General features: G+C 66.5%; 17 protein-coding genes. 6 read left to right on the plus strand and 11 right to left on the minus strand.

Translation table 11 applies throughout. The features are described from left to right. Positions 1-149 precede the first annotated feature (149 nt). Positions 150-1,331: a Na+/H+ antiporter NhaA gene (locus D9V32_RS14170; RefSeq protein WP_121649572.1), complete on the plus strand. Its 1,182-nt coding sequence runs from the start codon at positions 150-152 to the stop codon at positions 1,329-1,331. 49 nt (positions 1,332-1,380) lie between these two features. Next, entirely contained in the window at positions 1,381-2,118 is a 738-nt protein-coding gene (locus D9V32_RS14175) for a phosphotransferase (RefSeq protein WP_121649573.1), read from the plus strand. A gap of 36 nt (positions 2,119-2,154) precedes the next feature. On the opposite strand, the gene D9V32_RS14180 is transcribed toward D9V32_RS14175, so the two are convergent. Both D9V32_RS14180 and mfd read right to left on the minus strand, forming a co-directional pair. Beyond that, complete coding sequence (locus D9V32_RS14180) at positions 2,155-3,726, minus strand: glycosyltransferase family 39 protein (RefSeq protein ID WP_121649574.1); 1,572 nt, start codon at positions 3,724-3,726, stop codon at positions 2,155-2,157. A 101-nt stretch (positions 3,727-3,827) separates the two neighbouring features. Further along, positions 3,828-7,430 (minus strand): transcription-repair coupling factor, encoded by a 3,603-nt coding sequence (gene mfd, locus D9V32_RS14185; RefSeq protein WP_121649575.1) that lies wholly within the window; start codon positions 7,428-7,430, stop codon positions 3,828-3,830. A 231-nt stretch (positions 7,431-7,661) separates the two neighbouring features. Between mfd and D9V32_RS14190 the strand changes: the two genes are divergently transcribed. Further along, positions 7,662-8,018, plus strand: a complete 357-nt coding sequence (locus tag D9V32_RS14190; protein WP_121649576.1) for a hypothetical protein — start codon at positions 7,662-7,664, stop codon at positions 8,016-8,018. A gap of 78 nt (positions 8,019-8,096) precedes the next feature. Here D9V32_RS14190 and pth read toward each other — a convergent pair whose 3' ends face one another. The 9 genes from pth to D9V32_RS14235 all read right to left on the minus strand — a co-directional run bounded on the left by pth (position 8,097) and on the right by D9V32_RS14235 (position 17,197). Next, positions 8,097-8,684: an aminoacyl-tRNA hydrolase gene (pth, locus tag D9V32_RS14195; protein WP_121649577.1), complete on the minus strand. Its 588-nt coding sequence runs from the start codon at positions 8,682-8,684 to the stop codon at positions 8,097-8,099. Positions 8,685-8,850: 166 nt separating this feature from the next. Beyond that, positions 8,851-9,429: a 50S ribosomal protein L25/general stress protein Ctc gene (locus D9V32_RS14200; RefSeq protein ID WP_121649578.1), complete on the minus strand. Its 579-nt coding sequence runs from the start codon at positions 9,427-9,429 to the stop codon at positions 8,851-8,853. A gap of 237 nt (positions 9,430-9,666) precedes the next feature. Continuing rightward, positions 9,667-11,004: a mannitol dehydrogenase family protein gene (locus D9V32_RS14205; protein ID WP_121649579.1), complete on the minus strand. Its 1,338-nt coding sequence runs from the start codon at positions 11,002-11,004 to the stop codon at positions 9,667-9,669. Next, on the minus strand, positions 10,997-11,851 hold the full coding sequence (locus D9V32_RS14210; protein WP_121649580.1) for a sugar phosphate isomerase/epimerase family protein: 855 nt from the start codon (positions 11,849-11,851) through the stop codon (positions 10,997-10,999). Before D9V32_RS14210 ends, D9V32_RS14205 begins: the two co-directional genes overlap by 8 nt. Beyond that, positions 11,848-13,014 carry a Gfo/Idh/MocA family protein gene (locus D9V32_RS14215; protein ID WP_121649581.1) on the minus strand — a complete coding sequence of 389 codons (1,167 nt, stop codon included), beginning with the start codon at positions 13,012-13,014 and terminating at the stop codon, positions 11,848-11,850. The genes D9V32_RS14210 and D9V32_RS14215 overlap by 4 nt, the downstream gene beginning before the upstream one ends. Beyond that, positions 13,011-13,859: a sugar phosphate isomerase/epimerase family protein gene (locus D9V32_RS14220; RefSeq protein WP_121649582.1), complete on the minus strand. Its 849-nt coding sequence runs from the start codon at positions 13,857-13,859 to the stop codon at positions 13,011-13,013. The genes D9V32_RS14215 and D9V32_RS14220 overlap by 4 nt, the downstream gene beginning before the upstream one ends. Beyond that, positions 13,859-14,785 carry a carbohydrate ABC transporter permease gene (locus D9V32_RS14225; protein ID WP_245982343.1) on the minus strand — a complete coding sequence of 309 codons (927 nt, stop codon included), beginning with the start codon at positions 14,783-14,785 and terminating at the stop codon, positions 13,859-13,861. Before D9V32_RS14225 ends, D9V32_RS14220 begins: the two co-directional genes overlap by 1 nt. Continuing rightward, on the minus strand, positions 14,772-15,827 hold the full coding sequence (locus tag D9V32_RS14230) for a carbohydrate ABC transporter permease (protein ID WP_121649584.1): 1,056 nt from the start codon (positions 15,825-15,827) through the stop codon (positions 14,772-14,774). The genes D9V32_RS14225 and D9V32_RS14230 overlap by 14 nt, the downstream gene beginning before the upstream one ends. A gap of 20 nt (positions 15,828-15,847) precedes the next feature. Continuing rightward, the gene (locus tag D9V32_RS14235) at positions 15,848-17,197 is read right to left on the minus strand and encodes a sugar ABC transporter substrate-binding protein (protein WP_121649585.1); all 1,350 of its coding nucleotides are present in this window, start codon (positions 17,195-17,197) and stop codon (positions 15,848-15,850) included. Between the two features lie 123 nt (positions 17,198-17,320). On the opposite strand from D9V32_RS14235, the gene D9V32_RS14240 reads away from it, so the two are divergent. The 3 genes from D9V32_RS14240 (at position 17,321) to gndA (ending at position 21,565) form a co-directional block, all read left to right on the plus strand. Then, positions 17,321-18,343, plus strand: a complete 1,023-nt coding sequence (locus D9V32_RS14240) for a LacI family DNA-binding transcriptional regulator (protein WP_121649586.1) — start codon at positions 17,321-17,323, stop codon at positions 18,341-18,343. 92 nt (positions 18,344-18,435) lie between these two features. Continuing rightward, the gene (gene uxaC / locus D9V32_RS14245) at positions 18,436-19,848 is read left to right on the plus strand and encodes a glucuronate isomerase (RefSeq protein WP_121649587.1); all 1,413 of its coding nucleotides are present in this window, start codon (positions 18,436-18,438) and stop codon (positions 19,846-19,848) included. 265 nt (positions 19,849-20,113) lie between these two features. Next, positions 20,114-21,565 carry an NADP-dependent phosphogluconate dehydrogenase gene (gndA, locus tag D9V32_RS14250; RefSeq protein ID WP_121649588.1) on the plus strand — a complete coding sequence of 484 codons (1,452 nt, stop codon included), beginning with the start codon at positions 20,114-20,116 and terminating at the stop codon, positions 21,563-21,565. Positions 21,566-21,671: the final 106 nt, after the last annotated feature.

Here is a 21,671-nt window from a genome sequence, read left to right on the forward strand (position 1 = left end):
GGGTGAGTGCGTGGGCGCGGAGTCATAGCCTATCGACCAAACGGCTGATATTCTGGGGGATGGAGTGCCGGGAAGTCTGGTCGGCCCGGAGATCCCGTGGGGATCACGGATCAGGTTCGGCGCACCCGCGCCCGTTTCGAACGGACAGTATGGCCCCCTCTCGACTCACCTCGGCGCTGCGTAGCGAACGCACCGGCGCACTCCTCCTGCTGGGCGCAGCCCTCGCCGGCCTCATCCTCGCCAACTCCCCGCTCGGTTCGGGCCTCATCGAACTGCAGCACACGAGCGTGGGAATCGGCAACCTTCAACTGAGCATCGGCCACTGGATCAGTGACGGCCTCCTGGCGATCTTCTTCCTCGTGGTCGCGATCGATCTGCGCCACGAGCTCACGGCCGGGCAGCTCAACTCCTGGCAGCGGGCGCTGCACCCGGCCATCGCCGCGGTGGGCGGCGTGATCGTGCCCGCGCTGGTGTACCTCCTCATTGCCGGCCCGGCCGGGCAGCCGGGAGGGTGGCCGATCCCCACCGCGACCGACATCGCGTTTGCGCTGGGCGTGCTGGCCATGTTTGGCCGCGGCCTCCCCCCGCGTATCCGGGTATTCCTGCTCGCCCTGGCCGTCCTGGACGATCTGATCGCCATCGTCATCATCGCGATCTTCTTCGGCGGCAGCACCGAGTTCCTGCCGCTGGCCGGCGCCGTCATCGTTCTTGCCATCGCCGTCGTCGTCGGCCGGGCCCTCACCCGGGCGACGAGCCGGGAAACGCGACTCATGCTCGGGGCCCTGCTCGTGGTCCTCGGCATCGCGACCTGGGTTTTGACCCAGCTCTCCGGCGTGCACGCGACCCTCGCCGGGGTGGCGTTTGGGCTGGTTCTCCCCGCGGGCGTCGGCCAGCCACTCGTGCACCGACTCGAACCGTGGAGCGCCGGCCTGGTGCTGCCCATCTTCGCGTTCTCGGCCACCCTCGTGGTGATTCCCGCGGTGCCGCTCGGCGAGCTGTCGGCACCGTTCTGGGGCATCCTGGCCGCACTGCCGCTCGGCAAGCTGCTCGGTATCACCCTCGGTGGGCTGCTGGGTGCCTGGCTCCTCAGCCGCGGCGGGGCGGCGCGTGAGGGCGGGATGCGCGTCTCCGAGATCATCGCGGTGGGTCTGCTCGGCGGCATCGGTTTCACGGTGTCCCTGCTGATGACCACGCTGGCGTTCGCCGACGATCAGGCGCTCTCGGATCAGGGCATCCTCGCCGTGCTGCTGGGCTCGGTCCTCTCGGTGATCGCCGCCGCGATCATGCTGACGGTGCTTCGTAACCGAACGCGCGCAGCCAGCACGAACTAGCATGTCCCTCAGGCGGCATCTCCTCACGACGAGTCCAGAAAGGGAGATTATGAACGACCTCACGGGCGAATCCCTGGATGGCGGCAACATGGATCCCGTCATTCGAATCGGCGATACCGTGCGTCGGGTGAGTGGCCCCTGGACACCCTCGGTCCACTCGCTGCTGCGCCACTACGCCGAGGCAGGGATCACCCAGGTTCCGCGTGCCTTCGGGCTAGACGGAGCCGGCCGCGAGATGCTGTCGTACATCCCGGGTGAGACCATGGTTGCGCTGTCTCCCGAAGAGCAGTGGTCCCCCACCCTGCTCGACCAGGCTGCGCGTCTACTCCGACGCCTTCATGACGCCAGCACACCGCTCATCGAGACGGATTCTCCGTGGCGGATGGAGAGTCACTATCCGGTGCAGGTGATCTGCCACAACGACTTTGCGCCATACAACCTCATCGCCTCTGAGGGACAGCTGGCTGGTGCCATCGACTTTGATATGGCCTCCCCCGGTCCGCGCCTCTGGGATCTCAGCTACCTGGCCTATCGGCTGGTCCCCTTCGCCGAAGATGCGGAGGGCTTTGATGAGGAGCGTGACGGCACCCCGGACAACCGGTTAGCAGCCCTGCTCGACGCATATCGTGGCGACGTCGACCCGGCCGAGGTGAGGCCGATGATCGCGCGACGGTTGGTGGCGCTGGCCGAATTCACCGAGCATCGGGCACAGGAAACGGGGCGAACGGACCTCCTGGACCATGCGTCCATGTATCGCCGGGATGCCGCACGAATGCGTACCGGCTAGGACGGGTGGCTCCGGAGACGTCCGGGCAACCGGGTGCTATCGAGTGAGCTCGAACCTCACCAGGATCGAGCGGTGCAGTTCGAAGGACTCGGTCTGCTCATAGCCGGCGCGTTCCAGCTCGGTAACGTAGGCGTCGCTCTTGGCCTGGTCGGTGGAGAATCGCTCACCCGCGCGCACGAGCCACACGGTCTCGGCACCGTCGAGGCGCTGAACGGTTTCGGCGGTGGAGTATGCCCTATCCCAGAGGCCGTCGGTGTCATCGAAGCGGGTCTTGAGGCCCACGTCCTTCAGACCGGCAAACGCCTCGGGGTAGAGGTACTTGGCCAGGCGCGGCTTCTTCGCATTGATCGCGGTCTGGTCAAAGATGATGGAGTCCCCGGGCCGCGCGTGCTCGGCCACGGTCTCGGAGAGTGTGTTCCAGTCCACGCCACCGTTACGCGGGTAGGGCGTGCGCTGGCCCAGGTAGGTGGGCAGCGAGCCCCACACCACGGCAATCACCAGGATCGGCACGAGCCAGCGGGCACGCAGCAAGCGGGTCAGCGCGACGAGGCCCACGGCCATCAGCAGCGCGATCGCCGGAGCGGTAAATGCCAGGTAGCGCGGCGAGTAGAGCGGGGTGACGGTGGTCCCCAGCGCGAGCAGCACCGAGGGTACCACGAGCCAGGGCAGCGCCACGGTCAGGACACCCGGCAGTGCCGCATCCTCCGGGCGATAGAGATCACGCAGCGCGCGTGCCCGTACTCCGCTGGATCGGCGCAGCAGCCAGGCGACCACCGCGAGCACCAGACCGATCACGATCAGCGCCCAGCCGATCAACGCGGGTAGCTGCTGCGAGAACCACGGGGTCTCAAACAGCGCCGACATCGTGAGGCCATCGCGGGAGTGTAGGAAGGCGACCTGCTCGCGTTCCAGGTACGCGTAGATCACCACGGGCACCGCGAGAATCGCACCCAGCGCGCTCCAGAGGGCCGCACGCAGCACAATCGAGAGTCCCGGACGCATCGCAATCACGATCACCGCGAACACCACCACGAACAGCACCGTGTAGATGAAGACCACGCTCGAGAGCGCAAACAGCACGGCAAACCCGAGCCACGGCAGCACCCGCGGTTCGCGCCGAGCAACCAGGCGCACGAGCACGAGCAGCAGCCAGATCACCAGCAGCATCGTGAACGCGTAGGCACGGGTTTCGGTGCCGTAGTAGGTCACCCGGGGAACGGTCGCAAACAGCAGCGCCGCCACGACGCCCACACCGCGGCCGGCGAGCAGCGTCGCGAGGCGGGCCAGCAGGATTGCCGCACCGCCCACCGCGAGCGCGGAGGGCAGCCGGACGGAGAACGGCGACGCGCCAAAGATATCGATCCAGAGGTGCAGGAACGCGTAGTACAGTCCGTGCACCGCATCCACCGTGCCGAGCATCGCCCAGAGCGAGCCCCAGTCACGCTGCGCGGACATGATGCTCGCCGCCTCATCGCCCCACAGCGAGGGGATCCAGGATCCGGTGACCGAAATCGCAACCGCGATCAGGCCCAGTAGTGCCAGTACCGGCCAGGGCAGGGTTCGCCAAACCGGCGCGGAAGAAGTCGGGGTGGTGAGGGTTTGATGCACCGACCCAGTAAACCACGTGGCACCCGAGAATCCGCCTAACAGCGCCCTGACCGGTGGAAAGCCTCGCGTGTCCCGGCCGATGACCGGAACACGCGAACCCACTACTCCTTCGTGGAACCCTCCACCGGGAAGAGGGCGTCAAGCAGGGTGTAGACCCACTCGATCAGCGCGGCGTCCTCGAGCGCCTCGCCGTCGATTCGCGGCTGCGGCACCACGAGGGCGTCGCCGCCAGCCAGCAGCTTCGCCTGCGGATACATGCGGCGTAGGCGCGCCTGCAGGGAGTCCGGCAGGTGCGCGGGCGCGATGCGCAGGTTCGGCCCCATCGTGATCACATCCGACAGCCCCGAGGCCTGGGCGCGACGGCGCAGCTTTGAAACCGCCACCAGGTTCTTCACCTCAAGGGGCGGGGTGCCATAGCGGTCCACGAGCTCCTCGACCACGAGGTCGATGCGGTCCTCATCGGTCATCTTTGCCGAGGAGGCCGCGCTCGAAAGCTTCTGGTAGGCCTCGAGGCGCAGGCGCTCGCTGTCCACGTAGTCTTCGGGAATGTGGGCGTCGATCGGCAGTTCGAGGCGCAGCTCGGTCGGGCCCGAGGTGTCTTCCCCGCGGAACGTGTTGACGGCCTCGCCGATCATCCGCAGGTAGAGGTCAAAACCCACACCGGCGATGTGCCCGGCCTGCTCGCCGCCGAGCAGGTTACCGGCACCACGGATTTCGAGGTCCTTCAGCGCAACCTGCATACCCGAACCCAGCTCGTTATTGGCCGCAATCGTGGAGAGGCGATCATGAGCGGTTTCGGACAGCGGCTTGGCTGGGTCATAGAGGAAGTACGCGTACGCGCGCTCGCGCCCACGCCCCACACGCCCGCGCAGCTGGTGCAGCTGACTCAGGCCGTACTTGTCCGCACGGTCGATGATGATGGTGTTGGCGTTCGAGATGTCCAGACCGGTCTCGATGATCGTGGTGCACACGAGCACGTCAAACTTGCGCTCCCAGAAGTCGACCACGACCTGCTCCAGCTGGTGCTCGCTCAGCTTTCCGTGGGCCACGGCGATGCGCGCCTCGGGCACCAGCTCGGCCAGCTGGGACGCCACCCGGCTGATGCTCGACACCCGGTTGTGCACGAAGAAGATCTGGCCCTCGCGCAGCAGCTCACGACGGATCGACGCGGCGATCTGCTTGTCGTTGTAGGGCCCCACGAAGCTCAGCACCGGCTGGCGCTCCTCGGGCGGGGTCGCGAGGGTCGACATTTCGCGGATGCCGGTCACGGCCATCTCAAGCGTGCGGGGAATCGGGGTCGCGCTCATCGCCAGGATGTCGACGTTGGTCTTGAGCTTTTTCAGTTTGTCCTTGTGTTCGACGCCGAAGCGCTGCTCCTCATCGATGATCACGAGACCGAGATCCTTGAAGAGCACGTTGTCGGTGAGCAGGCGGTGGGTACCGATCACGATGTCCACCGTGCCGGACTCGAGCCCCGCGATGACCTCCTTGGCCTCCTTCGCGGTCTGGAACCGGCTCAGGGCACGCAGGTGCACCGGGAAGCCGGCGTAGCGCTCGGCGAAGGTCTCGAAGTGCTGCTTCACGAGCAGGGTGGTGGGCACGAGCACGGCCACCTGCTTGCCATCCTGGATGGCCTTGAATGCCGCACGCACGGCCACCTCGGTCTTGCCGAAGCCCACGTCGCCCGAGAGCAGGCGATCCATCGGGATTGACTTCTCCATGTCGGTCTTGACCTCGCTGATGGTGGTCAGCTGATCCGGGGTTTCGGGGTACGGGAAGGCCTCCTCCAACTCGCGCTGCCAGGGGGTATCCGGGCCAAAGGAGTGGCCAACACTCGCCATGCGCGCCGAGTAGAGCTTCACCAGCTCGACCGCGATATCGCGCACGGCCTTGCGCGCCTTCGACTTGGCCTGCGCCCAGTCCGAGCCGCCCATCTTCGATAGCTGCGGTGCCTCGCCGCCCACGTAGCGAGAAAGCAGGTCGAGCTGATCGATGGGCACCAGGAGCTTGTCTCCGGGGAATCCGCGCTTGCTCGGCGCATACTCCAACACCAGGTATTCGCGCAGCGATTTGATCGGGTTACGCCCGCCGGTGGATACCGTGCGCTGGCTCATCTCAACAAACCGGCCGATGCCGTGGGTCTGGTGCACCACGTGGTCGCCGGGGTTCAGCTGGAGTGGATCAACCACGTTACGGCGACGCGAGGCCAGCTTCTTCACCGCGCGGGAGTCGTAGCCCACCGCGCGACCGTAGAACTCGGCCTCGCTGATCAGGCCGAGCGAGATCTCGTCGAGTTCAAAGCCGTGGTCGAGGCTCGCCTGCACCAGGAAGGCCACGCCACTCTCAAACTCGGCGGGCAGCTCGGTCACGATGCGGGCGGCCAGGCCGGCATCGCTCAGGACGTCGCGGGCACGCTCCAGCATGCCCTGCCCGCCGGCGGTAATAATCAGCGACCAACCCGCGCGCAGGCGCTCGCCCACGTGCGCAATCGCACCCTCGACGTTACCGCTGAAGCTCGGCACGGCCTCGGCCGCAACCCGCACCTCGAGCATCGCGTCGATGTCGATATCGCCATCGGCCGGGCCCTGCTGGAACGAACTGAACGTCCACCACGGGTGATCCGTGTTGGGCTCCCCGGGGCGGGAGTACTTCAGCGAGTCGCGCAGCGCACCGAGGGTGATGAACTCGCCGCCACCGAGGTCGATCGGTGCGCCGGCACCCGCGGTCGCGGCGCTCCAGGCGGCGGCCAAGAACTCGCGGTTTGTTTCGGCGAGGCTGATCGCGCGGGTGGTGACGCGCTCGGGCGAGGACACCGCGATGGCGGTGCCCGCGGGCAGATAGTGGCCGACGTTGACCAGCCGTTCGAGCAGCGCCGGTGCCAGGGACTCCATGCCCTCGACCGGGATGCCCTCGGCGATCTTTTCCAGCATGTTGGAGATGCCGGGGAACTCGTCGCGCATCTCGCGAGCGCGCTGACGCACCGGCGCGGTCAGCAGCAGCTCGCGCGCGGGTGCCAGCTCGATCTGCGGGAGGTCTTCGTCCTGGGAGCGCTGATCGGCCACCGAGAAGCGACGGATCTGCTCGACCTCGTCGCCGAAGAAATCGACCCGGAACGGGTGATCGGCGGTGGGTGGGAAAACATCGAGGATGCCGCCGCGCAGCGCGAACTCGCCGCGGCGCGCGACCAGGTCGACCCGGGTGTACGCGGATTCCACCAGCTCACCGGCGAGCTTCTGCAGGTCGTGCCCGCGAGCACCGGCGGCCAGGGTGATCGGCTCGGTATCGGCAAGGTTTTCGGCCAGCGGCTGTAGCGCGGCGCGCACGGAGGCAACCACCACGAGTGTGCGTTCGCCGTCCCAGGTGCGCAGGGCACGCAGGGCCGCCAGGCGGCGGCCCACGATCTCGGTGGAGGGGCTCAGGCGCTCGTGCGGCAGGGTCTCCCAGGCCGGGAAGTCAACGATGTCTCCGCCTGGCAGCAGCGCGCGCAGGCTCGCGATGAGGGACTCGGAGTCGCGGCCGGTCGCGGTGATCGCGAGCACCACCGGGGGCGCTCCGGCCTCACGGCGACGCTCAACGAGACCCGCGATGAGCGGGGCGGTCAGCCCCTCGGTGACCGAGAAGTCGGCATCACGCGGGGCGTAGTCGAGGGCGGCGTTAAAGGAGGGAGCGCCAGAAAGCGCGGAAATCAGACCCGAAAGCATCACCGAGTAAGTCTAATCGGCCCCGGTGACATCGACGTCATACGGCCTCTGCCAGGAGCGAACGCAAAACCGCCCGGACGAGATACCATCCGTTTTATTACGAAAATGCGACAACATAACGATCAGTTTGCGACATACCCTTTCCCTCCCGACCCGATTCGAAGAATCATGGGAGATGCCGAACTCAATCAGTGCTGATCGGACTGGCGTCCCCCACTACGAAAGGCATCACCCGTGACACTCTCCGCAACCCTCGAAAATGCGACGGATCTCCCCGACGCAATCACAGGCTTCATCTCCGCCGCGATCCAGCCGGATCCCGCTGAGATCAACAACTTCCTCACTCCGTCGGCACAGATCATCGACCACGACGAAATCTTCAGCGGCGAGGAGGCCCACATTCGCTGGGCACGCCGCTTCACCGAGCGCCGGGTGAGCGCCCAGCACTTCGGAATCGAGCGTGATGCCCACGGCGTCACCCTGCTCTACCGCGTGCACACCGGGGATGACAGCGGCCCCGGCGTGCGCCGCTACACCTTCGCCCTCACCGCCAACGGAAAGCTCATCGAGAGCCTCACCGTCGCCGAATAGAGCCCACATCGCCGCGAGCCCCGATCCCCTCCACGGGGCGGGGCTCGCGGCGTGTGTACGCCGTGGATTAGGAGGACGCTAGCTCCGGGTGTGGAACCTGAGCTGCGCCGCGGTCAGGCCATCCGTGGCCACGAGTTCGGCGGCATCGGCGGCATCACCGATCAGAATCGGCAGGGTTTCACGCTCGGTCGAGCTAAAGGGTGCCAGGACAAAGTCTGCCGGATCCTGGCGCCCGTCGGGGCGGCCAATGCCGGTACGCACCCGCACGAACTCCGGGGTGCCGAGGGCCGCCGCGATGTCGCGTAGGCCATTGTGACCGCCGTGCCCGCCACCGATCTTCAGCTTGATGGTGTCAAACGGGATGTCCATTTCATCGTGCACCACGATGATCCGCTCGGGCGGAATGGAGTAGAACGACGCCAGCGCCGCGGTCTGCTTACCCGACACGTTCATGAAGGAGGTGAGCGTGGCCACGATCAGCTTGGGGCCGCCCGGGTGCAGGAAACCCTCGGCTACCAGCGCCGCACTGCGGTGGCGCTTGAGCTGCTGCCCGAGGCGGCGGGAAAGCTCGGCGATCACCATCTGCCCGATGTTGTGCCGGGTGCGTTCGTAGCGCGGCCCGGGGTTACCGAGGCCGATGACCAACCAGGTGTTTGCTGCAGCCATATCTTGTGTCTTTGCTCCCGAGAAAAAGTGCCACCAGCGGCCGGAGCGCGCCGAATCTGTCATGTCCCCAGGGTATCGAATAAAACCCGACCGCACGCACGGGGCAACAAAACACCCCCTCCGTCCGGAAACCCGGAGGGAGGGGGTGTCGAAGCGTGCGCGAGAATTACTCGGCAGCTGCCTCGGTCTCTTCCTCGGCTGCGGCCTGAGCTGCGGCAACGTGGATGATCAGGGTGTCTGCCTCGTCAGCGAGCTCTGCACCCTCGGGCAGGACAACGTCCTTAGCGAAGACGTGCTGGCCCTCGGTGGCACCGGCGATCGAGACAACGACGTTTGCGGGGATGTTGGTTGCGGCAACCAGCAGACGCAGGGTGTTGGTCTCAACGTTTGCCAGGGTGCCCGGAGCCGAGTCGCCCTCAACGTGAACGGGGATCTCAACCTCGACCTTTTCACCCTTCACAACGACGGCGAGGTCGATGTGCTCGATGATGCGCAGAACCGGGTCCTTCTGAACCTCGCGAACCAGGACGAGCTCCTCAGCACCGTCGATGTTCAGGTTGATCAGAGCGTTCGAGTGACGAACGATCAGGCCGGTGGCGTGGGTCGGCAGCGAAACGTGCTTGGGCTCGGTTCCGTGGCCGTAGATGACGGCGGGGATCTTGCCGGCGGCGCGCAGCTTGCGAGCGGCACCCTTACCGAAAGAGGTACGCAGTTCGGCGTCCAGGTTTACGCTGTTGTCAGCCATAATTACTCCTTGATTTGGCGGGCCTCGGGGACCCGGATGATTTCAACTCGAACGCATATCAGCGTGAGGAAAAGCCGAGGCCTTGCCCACCGCGTCGATAACGGCTCATCTCGAAAGAAGGCCCTCGCCGAAGTTCAGCGCTCAGTCTATCCGAGAGTGCGCGCGGGCGCTAATCGGGGTGAGTCCCCGGCGAAACGCGACTCGCGCTCACCCGAGGGTGAGCGCGAGTCGCGGTGTTCAGAGTGCCGACCGCAGGTCCGGTGCCAGGATCGCCAGCAACGCGTCGACGGTGAGGTCGTCCGGGTTCACCCCGCCTCCGAGCGGTGCCCACTCTGCAGCCGGGGTGTCCGGCCGCTGCAGGTAGGCGATCCAGTCCTCCACGACAGGCCCCGCGGTGGTTCCGACATCAAGCCCGGCAGCGAGCCGCGCCCGCACCACGTCGAAGATCCGCGGTGGGAGCTTGTGCGCACCGCCGAGTGCGATCTGCGCGAGGTGATGCCGGATCCGCGGATTCGCGAAGCGCTCCCGCAGCGCGGCGCGGGCGGCCTCGATCTCCTCGGCATCCTGCGGCAGCACCGCGGCGGCCTCGGACCACAGGGTTTCCAGGCGTTCGGCGAGTACCGGATCGGCAAAGGCCGCATCCACCGTCTCATGTCCGCGGGCGAGCCCGGCGTACGCGAGCAGCGAGTGACCCGCGTTCAACAGCCAGAGCTTCCGGCGCTCGTGCGGTTCAATCTCGTCGACGATCCGCGCTCCGGCGTGTTCCCAGCTCGGGCGACCGGCCGGGAACTCACCGGCGATGATCCACTCGGTAAACGGCTCGGTCACGATCACTGCGGCATCCCGCACCCCGGTTTCCGTCGCAGCCTCGTCACGATCGGCGTCGGTGGTGGCCGGGGTGATGCGGTCAACCATGGAGGAGACAAACGAGACGTTGGCCTCGATCCAGGCCGCCAGCTCGGGATCAACCCGGGCGGCGAGCGCCCCCACCACGGCGCGGGTGACCGCCCCGTTATCGGCGAGGTTGTCGCAGCTCAGCACCGCCAGCGGGCCGGAACCTGCGGTGCGGCGGGCGCGCAGCCCGTCCACGATGCGACCGGGTGCACTCACGCACCCCTCCCCGGTGCCCGCACGCAGCCGCTGAAGATCCGCGGCAACGTCGGCATCCGCGAGGTTCAGCTCACCATCGGCACCGCGGCGATAGCCCGCCTCGGTGATGGTCAGACTGAGAATCGCGGTGTCGGGATCGGCGAGGCGCGCCCGCCAGCGCTCGGTGTCGTTTCCGTCTCTCGCCGCGGCGATCGACTCGATCCGCTCGAAGGTGTCCCCCTCGGCGGCGCGCACCACGAGGGTGTACACGCCGTCCTGCGCGGCAAGCGTCTCCGCCTGCGCAGGCGAACGACCGGTGAAGGCCTCGATCCCCCAGTCACCGGGCTCGGCGCGCTGCACGAGCTCGGTGTACCAGGCCTGGTGTGCGCGGTGAAAGGCACCGAGCCCGAGGTGGGCGATGCGGATCCGCGGGTGCGGCCGGGTTCGGGTGGGTACCCGAACCTCGGCCGCGGCGGGGTTAGACACCCTGTGCCGATTCGACGAGCGAGCGCACGTAGGCGAGGTTCTCGGCGGTGCGCTGTTCGAGCGGCACCTCGGTCGAGAAGTCCTCCAGCGTGATCCAGCCGTCGTAGCCGAAGGCCACCAGGTCTCGCACGTAGGCCGCAAGATCCGCCTGGCCAGCGCGCAGCGTGGTCCACTCGTGACGCCACACGTGGGTGCCATCGATCTCGACGCGATCGATGACCCACTGGGCGTTCTTGATGTGCACGTGCGCGAGGTACTCGCCCAGCAGCTGGAAGCCGGCCAGGTGGTTCTCGAAGCCCTCGTTGATGAGGTTACCCACATCGTGGATCACGCCCACGGCTGCGGGGTTCAGCCCCTCGACCAGGCGGCGCGCGGCCGAGGCGGACGGTGTGATGGTTTCGTGGTGCAGCTCCACGAGTGCCTTCACACCGTACTTCTCAGCCAGGGTCACGATGTGCTCAAGATCAGCCCGTGCCTGGGCGAACAGCTCGACGTAGTTCTGGCCGTCCACGCGGGGCATGGTGATGCGCACCTGGGTGGCACCCACCGCGGCGGTGGCAGCGAGCATGCGCTCGGCGTCGGAGTGGTTGCCGACCAGCGCGTAACCACCAATACCGGAAAAGGCCAGCCCGTTTGAGGTGGTGATCTCGCGGATCTCGTCGAGGTGGTCCTCGAGCCCGGTCAGCGGCCAGGTGGCGCGGTTACCGGCCCAGAATCCGGGAGGTGTGGCTTCGGCCTGATCGGTGACCCGCCACTCGATGCCGTCCCAGCCCTGGGCAGCCAGGATCGAGGCGGCCTCGGCCGGAGTCCAGTCGGGGGTGGATGCGGTGAATACCGAGTACTTCATGATGCGCGTCCCGTCGTCAGGGTGAGGTCGTCGTATTTTCCGTCGAGCACGTCGGCGAACAGCACCGCGGTGCCGAGGGTTGCCGATGCGTACATCGCGTGCACGAGTGCGAGCGAGTGGGTTGCGTCCCGTGCGGTGATGCCGGGTGCTCGTCGATCGCTCAGCGCGGCGGCGATGTCGTCGTACTGGCGGGTGTGGGCGGCGAGGAAGTCGCCATCCTCGCGCGGGGCAGAGGAGAGCTGACCGGCGTCGATCACGTCGGCCGCCTGGTTCGCGGTTCCCACGGCGCTCAGGCCGGTACCCGGAATGAGATCGGCACCGCCGGCCGCGTGGAAGTACTCCAGGCGGTCGTTATCGATGACGGCGGAGCCGCGGGAGCCGAGCACCTGCAGCCGGGTGTTGAGGCCCGGGTAGGCGGCGGTGGTGCAGTGGATCACGCCGAGTGCGCCGGATTCGAAGCGCACGGTGGCCACCGCGATGTCTTCAACCTCGATGCGCTCGTGGGCGAGCAGCGCGGTCTGGGCGTAAATCTCGACCGGGGTACCCAGGGTCCAGCGCAGGAGGTCCACGGTGTGCACCCCCTGGTTCATGACCGCGCCACCCCCGTCAAGCTCCCAGGTACCCCGCCAGTTTCCGCTGTCGTAGTAGTCCTGTCCGCGCCACCAGGCAACGGTGGCCGATCCCGAGGTCAGCCGGCCGAAGTGGCCCTCGTCGATGGCCTTCTTCACCACGACGCTCGCCGGGTCAAAGCGGTGCTGGCTGATCACGGTGACGGTCAGGCCGCGCTCGGCTGCCTCATCGGCGAGGTCCGCGATGCGGCGAGCGCGCACCAGGTCCACGTCGATCGGCTTCTCGATGACCACGTGCACGCCCGCTTCGAGCGCCTCGCGGGCCGCATCCACGTGCAGTCCGCTCGGGGTGGTGATGACCACGATATCGATATCCCCCGCGGCCAGCGCCTCGGTCAGCGTCCCGAACGTGCGCGGACGCTCCACCGGATACTCGGTGGGAAGGAGATCGGCGAGGGCGTCGAGCGCCTCGGGGAAAACATCCACGAGGGCGCTCACGCTGAAGGCCTCGTGGGCCGCCAGGACGCGAGCATGGTGGGTGCCGATCACTCCGCAGCCGATGATGGCGGCGCGGGTGGGTGTTGCGGTGGTCATACGAGTGTTACTCCCAGTTCATCGGTGAGGCCTCGGAAGGCACGGGCCGCGCGCCCGAAGGCTGCGGCACCGGAGAATCCGCCGGTGGCGAATGCGTCGGACAGGTGGGGTTCGAGCGAGGCGAAGCCGGAGAATCCGTCGGCGGCAAGCGCGCCGAGGGTTTCGCGCAGCTGGCCATCGCCCTCGCCCGCGGCAACCACCGAGTGGTCGCTCGCGAGGGCATCCTTTACCTGCAGGTATTCCAGGTAGGGGCGCAGGGCTTCGAAACCGTCGTCGAAGGGCACCGCTCCCACCTGTACATAGTTGGCGTTGTCCCAGGCCACGCGCAGTGCCGGGGAGTTCACCGAGGTGATCAGGTCGAGCACCCGGGCGGGGGTGTCGCCGTAGATGTCCTTCTCGTTCTCGTGCAGCAGCACGATGCCGGCGTCCTGCGCGATCTCGGCAAAGCGAGACAGGCGCTCAATGACGGGTTCACGAATGGAGTCGACGTCCACACCCTCGCCGTAGTAGAACGAGAAGATTCGGATATAGCGGCTGTTCAGTACCTTCGCGGCGTTGATCGCCCGGTCGAGGCGTGCGAGTTCGGCGTCGAAGTCCGAGGTGATGTCCACCTTGCCCAGCGGCGAAGCGATGGCCGAAACCCCCATCTCCTGCTCGGCGAGCAGCGCACGCAGCTCCTCCAGCTGAGCGTCGTCGAGGTCCACAATGTTGACGCCCCAGGCACTGCGTACCTCGATGTGCTGCGCGCCGAGCGCCTGCAGCACGGCAATCTGAATGCGGGGATCCTCGTGGATCTCGTCCCCGAACCCGGACAGGGTCCAGGTGGGGGTGGATGATGCGGTCATTACTTAACTCCTCCTGCGGTGAGGCCACCAACAAGGTAGCGCTGGAAAATAAGGTAGAGAACTACAACGGGCACCGCGCAGACGAGCGCCGCGGCCATCATCTGGCCGTAAACCGGGACGGCACCGCCCTCCTGGGTGGCCCCAAAGATCTGCAGCGCGACGGCGACCGTGCGCGACTCCGGGCGTGTCATCACCGAGGCAAAGAGCACGTCGTTCCAGCCCAGCAGGAAGGCGAAGATGCCGGAGACGACGATGCCGGGCCAGCTCAGCGGCACGATGATTCGGGTGAGGATCTTGAAGGGCGATGCGCCATCGAGGCGGGCGGCCTCCTCGAGCTCACGCGGCAGGCCGCGCAGGTAGGTCACCATGACCCAGGTCGAGAACGGCAGCGCGAAGGTGAGGTAGGTGAGGAACAGGCCCCAGCGGGTACCGATGATCTGCACACCCAGCGTGCTTGCCGCGGTGGAGAAGAGCACAAACACCGGGAGCAGCAGCAGGGTGCCGGGGATCGACTGCAGGGCCAGCAGACCGCGCAGCACCAGCAGGCGACCGCGGAAGGCGTAGCGCACGAGCACGTAGGCGGTAGACACCGAGAGCGCCGCGCAGACCAGGGCGACGCCGCCGGCCACGAGCACGCTGTTCACGAGCCCGGTGCCGAGATCCACCGTGGTCCAGATTTTTGAGTAGTTCTCAAACGTCAGCTCGGTGGGCCAGAAGGCACCGCGGGCCACCGCGAGGTCCGAGTTGATCGAGGCAAAGAAAATGTACAGCACCGGAACCATCGCGAACACCAGCAGCGCGGTGAGAATCACGATGAGCAGGGGCTTGGGCAGCAGGCGGTGAATCTGGGCCTGCCGCGCGCCCTCCTTGGCGCTGGCGCGGTGCGGCTTCACGCCCAGCGGGGCGATCGTGCTACTTGCGGACACGGGACCCACCATCCTCTCCGGTGTCGAGCTTCACTGCTCGCAGGTAGATAAAGAGCGGAATCGCGATCAGGATCAGCGAGACCACGGCCATCGCGGCCGACAGCCCGAACCGGAAGTTCTGGAAGCCGGTGATGTAGGTGAGCACGGGCAGGACGTTGACATCCGCCGGTGCGGGGATTCCAAAGAGCACAAACGGGAGGGTGAAGTTGTTGACCGAGTGCAGGAAGGAGATGATCAGCGCGAGGGTGATCGGGCCCTTGAGGTAGGGCAGAATCACGTAGCGCAGCTTGGTCCACCAGCCGGCACCATCGAGTGCGGACGCCTCGTGCACCTCGGCATCAACCGACTGCAGACCCGAGAGCACCAGCAGGTAGATGAAGGGCCAGGACGCCCAGATCTGCACAAATACCAGTGCCCAGTAGGACTGCGGGCCGTTGAGCCACAGGCCGCCATCGATGCCGAAGTTCGCGAGCATCGCGTTGCCCACACCGTCTGGCTGAAGCATGGTGCGCCACACGGTACCAACCACGAAGGTCGGGAGAACGTAGGGCACCAGGAAGAGCGAGCGCACGAGCCCACGCCCGCGGAAGCGGTTCTGGGTCGCGAGGGCCGCAGCCACACCGATCGGGAGGCAGACCAGGGTGACCAGGACCGAGTAGCCAACGCTGATACCGATCGACTGAATCAGCGACGACTTCGTGAGGGCCTCGACGTAGTTGGAGATGCCGATAAACGGCGCGCTGACCCACTGGCGCAGGGTGTACTGGTCGAGATCCATCAGGGAGATCACCAGGCCCAGCACCAGAGGAACCAGGATGACGATCACCATCAGGATGCCGCCGGGGGCGAGCATCCAGAGCGGACGATCACGCTCACCGGTCTTCCGGGCGCCACGCGGGCGGCCGTTCAGCCGCGAGGGTGAGGAGGGGGCGGGATGCCCGTCCCGGCGCGCGGTGGAGCGCGCCGGGGTGGCATCGGCACTCGCGGCGGACGCCGCCGCGAGTGCATCGGCGCGGGTGCGCGCCTCGGGGGTGGTAACCATGATGAATCTCTTCCGGTGAATTACTTCGCGCGATCCAGAGCGGACTGAGCCTTTTCCTGCTCGGTCTTCAGGGCGGAGACGATCTGATCGGTGGTGACCGATCCGGAGTTCAGCGACGGGATGGCCTGCACGACGACGTTGGTCATGCCCAGCTGGACGTCACCCCAGGCACCGCTGAACGGCGTTCCCACCGACAGCTTCGAGGCGGCGACGATCGGGGCAAGCTTCTCGTTGTCCTTTTCCAGGGCCGCGGCGGCGTCGGCGTTGGTCGGCATCTCACCGAAGGTCTCGTAGTACACCTTCTGTGCTTCCGCGGTGGTGAGCATCTCGATCAGGGCGAAGGAGAGGTCCTTGTTCTTGGAGTAGTCGGCCACGACGAAGTTTGATCCACTGAGGATCGATGCGGCTTCCTTACCACCGGCCGGGCGGGTGGTGTCCCCCGGCGGGATGGTCGGCATCACGGCGTAGGCATACTTGCCAGCGACCGCGGAGGCGTCGAGGGTATTGATCGAGGTGGCGGTCACCATCGGCATGAACGCGGCCTTGCCGTCGGCGAAGGAGGCGAGGGCCTGGCTGGCCTTCCACCCGATCGATGCCGGGTTCACCACCTTGTCCTTGGTCAGCCAGCCGAAGTAGGTCTCATAGGCCTTGATGGTTACCGGATCGTCCAGGCGCACCTTCTTGCCATCGATGATCGGGTTGCCGGCCTGGGTCGACATGGCCCAGATGAACTTCCACGGGTCGAAGTTGTCGCCGTAGGCAATGCTCAGACCGTACACATCATCGTGGGTGAGCTTCTTTGCCTGCTCGAGGAGGCCATCCCAGGTGTCGGCGGGCTTGTCGATGCCGGCGGCGGCCAGCATCTCGGTGTTGTATGCCATCACGAACGGACGGCTGCGGGCGGGGATTCCCACCTCGTTGTCCTTGTCCGGACCGGAGATACCCAGGCTGGCCTCGGTGAAGCGGTCGCGACCACCCACCTTCTTCCAGTCGTCTTCGCTGAGCTTCACGAAGGCACCGGTGGCGTAGGCGGTGGGGGTGAAGGTGGTTCCGAGCGAGTAGATGTCGGGCCCCTGACCCGAGACCACCGAGGTCTGGATCTTGGTCAGCTCATCGTTTGCGGTGGCGAAGGTTTCAAACTTCACCTGGGCACCGGTCTTGGCCTTGAACTGCTCGCTGACATCCGCGAACCACTTCTGCTGCTCCTCCGGATACAGCGTGTTTGCATCGGTCAGGACGTTGAGGGTCTTGCCCGCGCCGTCCAGCGGCTTGGCACTATCCCCGGGTGCGGCCTCACTGGAGCAGCCGGCGAGCGTCAGTGCTCCGGCGGCCAGCAGTGCCGTGGTGAGTACGAGTTTTCTTTTCATCATCCGAGCTCCTCCTTGAGTTGGGTGAAACCAGGGGGCGGAAACCCCGGTGTCCCGACTCTAGACAGAACGACAAACTTTCAGCAACCGTTTGCCAAAAATTGCCAAGTGTGGTTTTCTCTCGTTATGAGTACCGAACCGGTGTCGTCGTCGACCAGGCCCGCAACGATCCACGATGTTGCCCGCGAAAGCGGATTCGCCGCGTCGACCGTTTCGCGCGCCCTCTCCAATCCAGGTCGTGTAAATGTCCAGACCAGAGAGAAGATTCTGGCGATTGCCCGGGCGCTAAACTACACTCCAAACTCCCAGGCCCGGGCCCTCACCTCGGGCCAGACGCGCTCCATCGCCGTGCTGGTTTCGGACATCACGAACCCGTTCTACTTTGGCCTCATTCGTGGCACACAGCAGCAACTCAAGGCGGCAAACTACCTGCAGATGCTCGTGGATACCGCCGAGTCGAGCGACTCCGAGGCCGCCACGATCGACTCGCTCCGACGCTCGGCCGACGGCGCGATCCTCACCGCCTCGCGGCTCTCTGATCAGCAGCTCGTCTCGCTCTCCGAGCGAATGCCCCTGGTCGCGATCAACCGCCATGTACCGGGCATTCCCGCGGTCATCATCGATACCCCATTCGGGATCGATCAGGCCCTGGACCACCTGGCATCGCTCGGCCACCGCCGCATCACCTACGTCTCGGGCCCGGATATGTCATGGTCCAATGAGCGCCGCTGGCAGCGTCTGGAAAAGACCGCGCAGAAGCTCGGCGTACAGCCCGTTCGCACCCGGGAATACGCGCCCAGCCTGGCCTCGGGTGCCGCCGCCGCGGAGGCCATGATCAACAGTGAATCCACCGCCTGCGTGGTGTTCAACGATCTGATCGCGATCGGTATGCTCGAGCGATTCCGCGAGCGCGGCGTTCGGGTACCCGAGGACATCAGCGTGGTCGGATGCGATGACATTTTTGGCGCAAGCTTCTGTAACCCCCCACTCACGACCCTCACCGCTCCGATCGAGCGAGCCGGCCGGATGGCGGTCTCAATGCTGCTCTCGCGGCTCGAGGCCGGCCCGGATTCGCCCCCGCCACCGCCCATGCTGCTGCCAACCCACCTGACCGTACGAAAGTCCACCGGCCCGGCGAGGCAGCGCTAGCCCTAGCCGCACTACAGCGTCAGGGCGCACCCGCGCTCCCCAGAATTTGCACCACCGCGTTCACCCCAGCCAATGAAGACAGGGAGATATCCGTGACCCAGCTCACACCGAACCCCGACCGCCTGTTCCCCGCAGACCCCGCCGAGCGAGACATCGCCAGGCGGCTCTATGCCGAAGTGGCCACCGCCCCGATCCTGTCCCCCCACGGGCACGTGGATGCCAACCTGCTGCTGGAAAACGAGGCCTTTCGCGATCCCGCCGAACTGCTGATCACCCCGGACCACTACGTGACGCGGCTGCTGCACGCCCACGGTGTTCCACTCGGCGAGCTCGGCCTCGCCGACCGCGGGGTGCCCTCCTCGGCGAGCGGTGCCGACATCTGGCGGCACTTCAGCAGCCACTGGAGCGACTTCGCCGGTACCCCGGTGCGCTACTGGTTTGAAACCGAGCTGCACGACGTGTTTGGCATTACCGAGGTGCCCTCCGTCGAGAGCTCGGATCGTATCTACGCCCAGATCGCCGAGCGTCTGGCACGCCCCGAGTGGCGCCCGCGCGCGCTGTTTGAGCGGTTCAACATCGAGGTGCTCGCCACCACGGATGACCCCGCCGACAGCCTGGACGCCCATCGCGCCCTGGCCGCCGATCCGACCTTCGCCGGTCGCGTCCTGCCTACGTTCCGGGCGGACCGCTACATGGATCCGGGGGCGGCAGGATGGCGTGATGCCCTCACCGCGCTGGCGGACGCAGCGGACATCGATACGGGCACCTACGCCGGGCTGATCGCGGCCCTCAAGAACCGCCGCGAGTACTTCATCGCTCACGGGGCCACCGCGACGGACACCGGGGTACTCGAGCCCACAGCCGAGCCGCTCACCACGGCGGAGGCCGAGCGTATCCACGCGGCCGCCCTGGCCGGAACCGCCAGCGAAGCCGACACCCTCGCCTATCGCCGCAACATGCTCTACCGCTACGCCGAGATGGCGGCGGAGGACGGGCTCGTAATGCAGCTGCACCCCGGCGTCATCCGCGGGCACCACGCACCAACGCTCGAGCGTTTCGGTCCGGATACCGGGCACGATCTGCCGGATCAGGCCTCCTTCACCCGCCCGCTGCGCCGCATCCTGCAGGACTTCGGAACCAACGAGACCTTCCGCCTGGTGCTGTTCACCGTGGATGAGACCGTATTCTCACGCGAAATCGGCCCGCTGGCCGGGTTCTACCCCTCGGTCTTCGCCGGTGCCCCCTGGTGGTTCATCGACACCCCTGCGGCCATCGCCCGCTACCGGTCCGCCGTGACCGACAGCGCCGGATTCGCCAAGACCTCCGGCTTTATCGATGACACCCGAGCGTTCTGCTCGATCCCGGCCCGGCACGATATGTCACGTCGAGCCGATGCGGCGTTCCTCGCCGGGCTGGTGACCACCCACCAGCTGGGTGAGGACGAGGCTGCGGTCATTATCCGCGACCTTACCGACCGCATTCCGCGCTCGGTGTTCCGGCTCTAGCCGCGGCCCGTGCTGGCCGATTTAGCCCCGCAATCCTGCGCATCGGATTCCGCGCAGGGCGGACAACGTCGTGCGGGGCCCCGGTATTCCGGGGCCCCGCACGCCCGCTCACAGCACTGAACAAAGGTGCATCGGCAAAACCGTTTGCGGGCATGTGAGGTTTGCTAAGTTGATCAGAACCCATGCTGTGTGGCGTGCAATTGCGCGTCTACGTCCGGCATGTCCAGCGCATCCCCTTTCCATACATCCCCGAATTGGAGTAACCATGACGGAAGCAGCACAGGCAAACATTGGCGTGATCGGAATGGCGGTCATGGGCAGCAACCTCGCCCGTAACCTGGCGAGCCGCGAGGGCAACACCGTTGCGATTTTCAACCGCTCCCCCGAGCGCACCCGCGGCGTCGTTGCCGCACACCCCGAGGCGGGCTTTGTCGCCAGCGAGACCATCGATGAGTTCGTGGCCTCGCTGCAGAAGCCGCGCACCGCGATCATCATGGTGCAGGCTGGCGCCGGCACCGACGCGGTCATCGACCAGCTGACCGAGCGTTTCGAGCCCGGCGACATCATCGTGGACGGCGGCAACGCGCTGTTCACCGACACCATTCGCCGCGAGAAGGCCGTGAGCCCGACCGGCATCCACTTTGTGGGTGCGGGTATCTCCGGTGGCGAGGAGGGCGCGCTTAAGGGCCCGTCGATCATGCCCGGCGGCACCGCCGAGTCGTACAAGACCCTCGGCCCGATCCTGTCGTCGATCGCCGCGGTTTCCGAGGGCGAGCCCTGCGTGACCCACATCGGCACCGATGGCGCCGGTCACTTCGTGAAGATGATCCACAACGGTATCGAGTATGCGGACATGCAGCTCATCGCCGAGGCCTACGACCTGCTGCGTTACAACGCGGGCCTGACCCCGGCCGAGATCGCCGACGTGTTCACCGAGTGGAACAAGGGTCAGCTCGAGAGCTACCTGATCGAGATCACCGCAGAGGTTCTGCGCCAGGTTGATGCCACGACCGGCAAGCCGCTGGTAGACGTCATTCTGGACCAGGCGGGCTCGAAGGGCACCGGAGTCTGGACCGTGCAGAACGCACTGGCCCTGGGCGTGCCGGTTTCCGGTATTGCCGAGGCAGTCTTCGCTCGTTCGCTGTCTTCGCACCCGGAGCAGCGTGAGGCCGCAGCCGGCCTGCCGGGCCCCGCAAACACCGTGGCCGTGGCCGACCGTGACGCCTTCGTCGAGGACGTTCGCCAGGCACTGTACGCCTCGAAGATCGTGGCCTACTCGCAGGGCTTCGACGCCATCCGTGCCGGCGCGGCCGAGTACAACTGGAACATCGACCTGGGTGCCGTCTCGCGCATCTGGCGCGGTGGCTGCATCATCCGTGCCCAGTTCCTGAACCGCATCGCGGATGCGTACGCTGCCGAGCCGAACCTGGCCGCGCTGCTGACCGCACCGTACTTCGCGGAGGCCTTCACCGAGGGTCAGGAAGCCTGGCGTCGCGTGGTCATCTCGGCCACCCAGTCTGGTCTCCCCGCTCCGGCGTTCTCGTCTTCGCTGGCCTACTACGATGGTCTGCGCGCCAAGCGCCTGCCGGCCGCCGTGGTTCAGGGACAGCGTGACTTCTTCGGTGCACACACCTACAAGCGCGTCGACGCCGAGGGCACCTTCCACACGCTGTGGTCGGGCGACCGTACCGAGATCAGCGCCACCGACTCGCACTAGTTGCCGGTAGCCGCAGCCCTCACCGGGCTCGGCTCGCAGCATCCATCGCGGCCTCGCCCCTCGGGCGGGGCCGCGTTGTTTTATCGCCGGAGCTGCCGCGGGTGAA

Source organism: Mycetocola tolaasinivorans, from assembly GCF_003667565.1.
Lineage (GTDB): Bacteria > Actinomycetota > Actinomycetes > Actinomycetales > Microbacteriaceae > Mycetocola > Mycetocola tolaasinivorans.